The sequence below is a fragment of the Clostridioides sp. ZZV15-6598 genome, from assembly GCF_020657705.1.
GTDB lineage: Bacteria > Bacillota > Clostridia > Peptostreptococcales > Peptostreptococcaceae > Clostridioides > Clostridioides difficile_F.
This window is the reverse complement of sequence record NZ_JAGWCS010000195.1, coordinates 1-5,426: the sequence shown is the minus strand read 5'-3', so window position 1 is coordinate 5,426 and position 5,426 is coordinate 1. Positions and strand designations below refer to the sequence as shown.

Below are 5,426 nucleotides of genomic sequence, written 5' to 3'. Positions count from 1 at the left end.
TTCTATAATTACAATTTAAATCTAATAGTGTAAATTTAATTGAATTCACAGAAATGGAGTTATCATTTTCTAATCTTGATAAAACAAAAACATTTATATTGTCTATATCTTTAAATTTCATTTTATTCATTTCTTATAACTTAATAATCTCCACATATGGAAAATATATAATCATTTTTATCGTCTTTTTTAAGTTATATTTTATCATATTTTATCTATTTTGAAAAATTTTAATCACTTTTACTAAATAACTATTCATTTAAAGAAAATTTTTTTAATTTGTTCTTAATAATCTTAAATACATATTGGAGATATGGTTTAAATATTAGCATATCATATGAATTCATTCTATAATATTTACAGCTATATTGTATTGCTTCAATTGTATATAGAAAAAATAAAAGTAGGAGAATCATTCTCCTACTTTCTTTTATATTCGTTTTAAAATATTAATAAAAATGCTTTAATTGTTTTAATTTACTTGGATGTCTTAATTTTCTTATTGCTTTAGCTTCTATTTGTCTTATTCTTTCTCTAGTAACTCCAAACACTTTTCCAATCTGCTCTAATGTCTTAGGGTCATCATCATCAATGCCAAATCTCATTCTTAAAACCTGCTGTTCTTGTTCTCCAAGACCTGTAAGTAATTCTTCTATTTTTTCTTTTAAATTATGTTGTTCCACTTCATGCATTACAACATCTTTAAAATCGGCATCTGATGGTATAAATTCAACTAAACTACTATCTTCATCTTCTTTTAATGGTGTATCTAAAGATACAACATTTTTATCTCGTTTTAATAATTCCAATACTTTCTCAACCTCAAGACCACAAGCATCTGCAATCTCATCTACAGTTGGTTCTCTTAATAATACATTTAAAAGTTCTTGTTTCTTTTTCTTTACAAAATTTATTCTTTGGTGAAGATGTATAGGTATTCTAATAGTATTTTCGCAATCATCAATATATCTTGTTATGCTTTGTTTTATCCACCATGTAGCATAAGTGCTAAATTTGTATCCTTTTTTATAATCGTACTTCTCTACTGCCTTTATGAGTCCTATATTTCCCGCTTGAATTAAATCTAGCATATCAATACTATCTCTTTTATATCTTTTTGCTATGCTCACTACCAACCTATAATTTGAATTTATAAACTTTTCCTTTGCTACTGAAGATGAGTTGATTATTTCCTTTGCCAGCTCTACCTCTTCTCCCGCTGACAACATTTTGTATTCCTCAATTTCCTTTAAATACATTTTCATCGCATTTGATACATTTGATGAACCCACACAAATATAATTTTCATAATTATTTTCTTTTTTAGTATCCATAATCAAACCCCTTCTATTCATAGAATTTGCTAAAACAAAAATAAATAATTTAAAACTACATAATCTACAATTACATAATATCCCCTTCTTCAAATAAGTTGTTTTGTATATTATGTATACAAAGTTATAAAAACTATACCTATATTATTATTCTACTTCTACCCCTAATATCCTCCTTATATATATAATTTATTTTATTATATATTGTTATATCCTAAGTTTTTAAATTGATATATGTCTAAAAAAAGACTGTTAATTAAACAGTCTTTTTTAATATATATGCTTGTTATTTACTTTTCATGATGATTGCATCCACATCCACAATTTTCATCGTGATGATGATGTTCTTCTTCTAAATCTTTAACTTGTTGTTCCATCTCATTAAACTCTTTTACCATTATATCATAAGTTGGAAGTGCTGCCTCAGTATCATATTCTTCGCCTCTCCAATCAGCATACATCATGGCATCACCATTAGTTAAAACCAATCTACCAGACATAGTTATGTTATCTACTTCTTCTAGAAATTCTATTTGTTTTTGTAAAACTTCCCCTTCTAATTCTACATCATCATCTAAGCACTGTACTATCATTACTGGAGCATAATAATCCTCATCATCTTTAACATTTACAATAATATCTAAAGTTCCCTCTGCACCTTCTTCGAATTCTGCTAATTCAACATTTGTATCAATCATATCCTGAGGTACTAATAAATCTTCTATTAAATATTTTATTACTCTGTCTTTTACTAATTCTTTTGACATTTATTTTTTCTCCTTCCGATTCTATAGCATTATCATAATCATTTCTATATTATAGTATACTACATTAATTGTTTTTTCAATCTCTTATAAAAATAATTTTTTTATTATTTACCTTATATTACCTTTTTTATTACAAACTTGTAATCGCATTGATTTAAAAAATAGTTTATATTTAGTATAATAGAAATGTAGCACATATTTTTATTCAATATATTAGTAAAAATATATATTGAAAATGTAATGTATGTTAAATCTAGGAGGATTATTATGAAGTTTAAAAAACAAATTAGCTCTATTATTATATCTACTATGCTTGTGTTTGGAAGTTTAAACCTTGCTTATGCAGATGGTACAAATGTTGTTACACTTGGAGCTAACTTATCAGAATCTCAAAAACAACAAATGCTTAATTATTTTGGAGTTAAAAAAGACCAAGTCTTAGTTTTAGATGTAACAAATGCAGAAGAAAGACAATATTTACAAGGTGTTGCAACAGAGAGCCAACTTGGTAAAGTTACTATTTCTTGCTCTTATGTTGAGCCTACAACAAATGGCAATGGAATTAATGTTAAAACAGCAAATTTAACTTGGGTAACTAGCTCAATGATTGCTTCAACACTTACAACAGCTGGTCTTGAAAATGCAAATGTTATTGCTGCGGCTCCATATCCTGTAAGTGGAACTGGTGCATTGACAGGAATTATGAAAGCATTTGAAGATGCATCAGGAAAAAAACTTGACGAAACAAAAAAAGAAATTGCGTCTGAAGAATTAGTAGTTACAGGTGATTTGGGAGATGATATAGGTCAAGAAAAAGCAACTGGTGTAATGAATGATATCAAAACAGAAATTGTAAAAAATGGTACAAAGGATACTAATCAAATAGCTAATACAATAAATAATGTTGTAAACAATTACAATATTACTATTACACCAGAACAAAAAGAACAAATTCAAGGTGTAATGAAAAAAATAGCTGACCAAGATTATGATTACAATAATATGAAAAATACATTAGATAATGTATCAGATAATGTAAACGAACAATTAAAAAAATTAGGTGATAGTGTTAAAGGTTCTGGAATACTAGATACTATAGGTGGATGGTTTGGTGGAATAGGAGATTGGTTCTCTGGTTTATTCTCAGGAGGAGATAAAAAAGATTTGGGAATCTTAAATAACACTAATGATGAGTCTCTTGGCTCAAATGCTGTAATAAACTCTACAGAAGGTGTTCAAATAAATCCACAAGATAATACTAACTCTAATGATAGTAACAATACAAATAATTCAGAAAATAATAGTGAAAATAATGATAACACTCAACCAAGTGAAAACAACACAACTAATAATTCTGAAAATCAATCAAATACTGATGACTCAGTTGGTTTTTTTGAAAAAATAAAGAATTGGCTTTCAGGCTTATTTTAAAAATTAAGTAAATAAAAAGAATTGCCTAACATAGAAATTTTCTATAAAAGGCAATTCTTTTTATTTCCAATAAATTCTTATTACTCACTCATTTTTTGAGATTTTTCTATACATGCACATATAGCCTTTATAACAGATGCTCTAAAACCTTCCTCTTCAAGGACTTTAACTGCTTCTATAGTAGTCCCTCCAGGTGAGCATACCATATCTTTTAGTTCACCAGGATGTTTTCCTGTTTCAAGTACCATTTTTGCAGAACCCATAACTGCTTGTGATGCAAATTTATATGCTTGTTGTCTTGGCATTCCTGCAATTACTGCTGCATCTGCAATAGCTTCTATAAACAAGAATACATATGCTGGTGCAGAGCCACTCGCTCCAATTACTGCTTCTATAAGATATTCTGGTACGACTTCAGTGTTTCCAAAAGAGCTAAATACTTCTACCACTGCTTCTAGGTCTTCATCTTTTATATTTTTATTTATAGATATTGAAGACATAGCCTCATTTACAAGTGCAGGAGTATTAGGCATAGTTCTAACTATTTTTTTATTTTCACCTATAATCGCCTCTATATCTTTTATAGATTTTCCTGCTGCTATTGTAACTATAATTTTGCTATCATCTACAAAATCTTTTATCTCTTCTAAAATATCATCATATATGTCTGGCTTAACAGCTACAATTACTATATCAGAATTTCTAGTAACCTCTTTTGAATCTTTTGTAGTATTTATGCCAAAATTTGCATGTATTCTATCAAGAGTCCCTTGAGTATATGCTGATGCTGTTACCATATTAGGTTCAACTAATTTTGAATTTACTATACCACCTATCATAGCACTGGCCATATTTCCTGCACCTATAAATCCAATTTTTTTCACTGTAATACGCCTCCTTAAACAAGTAATAACTAAATTTTAAGCTTCTTTAACTGTATCAGAATTTTCAAATGGATTTGGTATACTCACCACTAAAATTCTTACCATCTTATTAGTATAGTTAACCCAATTGTGATTGTTCTTTTCACTATTGTAGTGTATTGTATCACCTGGATACATTTCAATTTGCTCATCACCCAAAAACACTGTAAGAGTGCCCTCTAAAACATATACAAATTCTTCACCACTATGTACATAGCAACAAATTTCTTCACTACTTTTACTCGGAAGAATTTCAATTAATCTTGGCAACATAGTTTTTTCTTTTAAATTAGATGATAAATGATAATGTATAAATGTTGAATTTTCTACATCAAAAACTTCTTTTTCATAACTTCTTAATACAGGTCTCTTATGCTCCTTTGGTTTCATAAAAAAGTAAGTCAAATCTACATCCAATACATTTGCTATTTTACCTAATGAATCTGTTGCCACACTTGTTAATCCTCTTTCAAGTTGTGACAAAAATCCAATTGATAAGTTTGTTTTCTCACTCATATCTTTCAGTGTCATTTGTTTTTGAGTTCTAAGTTGCTTTATTTTTGCTCCTATGTCCTTATTCAAAACCATCACCCCTAAATAATTTTAATTTTTTCATAATATAAATATAAGAATATAAATATAGGCTATTATATCTATAATATTTCACCTCAAAAAAACTTTATTAGTATAAATATAATTTATTCACTTTCTTTTGTCTACACATTTATCATTATTTGTAATTTATTTTATATGTGTCTCTACTTAATTTAGTAAAAGTTATTAATTATTTTTCTATTTTTTAATATATCTGACTATGATGACTTCTTTTATATTATAAAACTTAAGTTATTCATATAATTTGCTTTATTATTTATATAGTTCATAATATATAAATCTCATTAGTATAATTTTTATCAGATTACTATCTTTAATTTGTGTACATTGCATTATATAGTTTATTTGAATTTAAC

5 protein-coding genes are annotated in these 5,426 nt (G+C 27.4%); 1 reads left to right on the top strand and 4 read right to left on the bottom strand.

The window, feature by feature from the left end:
- Positions 1-449 precede the first annotated feature (449 nt).
- Together KGF50_RS20210 and KGF50_RS20205 are read right to left on the bottom strand one after the other, a co-directional pair.
- Positions 450-1,334, bottom strand: coding sequence for an RNA polymerase sigma factor RpoD/SigA (locus KGF50_RS20210; protein ID WP_227432868.1), 885 nt, complete (start codon positions 1,332-1,334; stop codon positions 450-452).
- 290 nt (positions 1,335-1,624) lie between these two features.
- A complete protein-coding gene (locus KGF50_RS20205; protein ID WP_227849720.1) occupies positions 1,625-2,101 on the bottom strand; it encodes a type I restriction enzyme HsdR N-terminal domain-containing protein in 477 nt (158 codons plus the stop codon).
- A 267-nt stretch (positions 2,102-2,368) separates the two neighbouring features.
- Here KGF50_RS20205 and KGF50_RS20200 point away from each other — a divergent pair, with 267 nt between their 5' ends.
- On the top strand, positions 2,369-3,532 hold the full coding sequence (locus tag KGF50_RS20200; RefSeq protein WP_227849719.1) for a DUF1002 domain-containing protein: 1,164 nt from the start codon (positions 2,369-2,371) through the stop codon (positions 3,530-3,532).
- Positions 3,533-3,612: 80 nt separating this feature from the next.
- On the opposite strand, the gene proC is transcribed toward KGF50_RS20200, so the two are convergent.
- Both proC and KGF50_RS20190 read right to left on the bottom strand, forming a co-directional pair.
- Positions 3,613-4,416 (bottom strand): pyrroline-5-carboxylate reductase, encoded by an 804-nt coding sequence (proC, locus tag KGF50_RS20195; RefSeq protein WP_227849718.1) that lies wholly within the window; start codon positions 4,414-4,416, stop codon positions 3,613-3,615.
- 36 nt (positions 4,417-4,452) lie between these two features.
- On the bottom strand, positions 4,453-5,043 hold the full coding sequence (locus KGF50_RS20190; protein ID WP_413840640.1) for a helix-turn-helix domain-containing protein: 591 nt from the start codon (positions 5,041-5,043) through the stop codon (positions 4,453-4,455).
- Between the last annotated feature and the right edge of the window lie 383 nt (positions 5,044-5,426).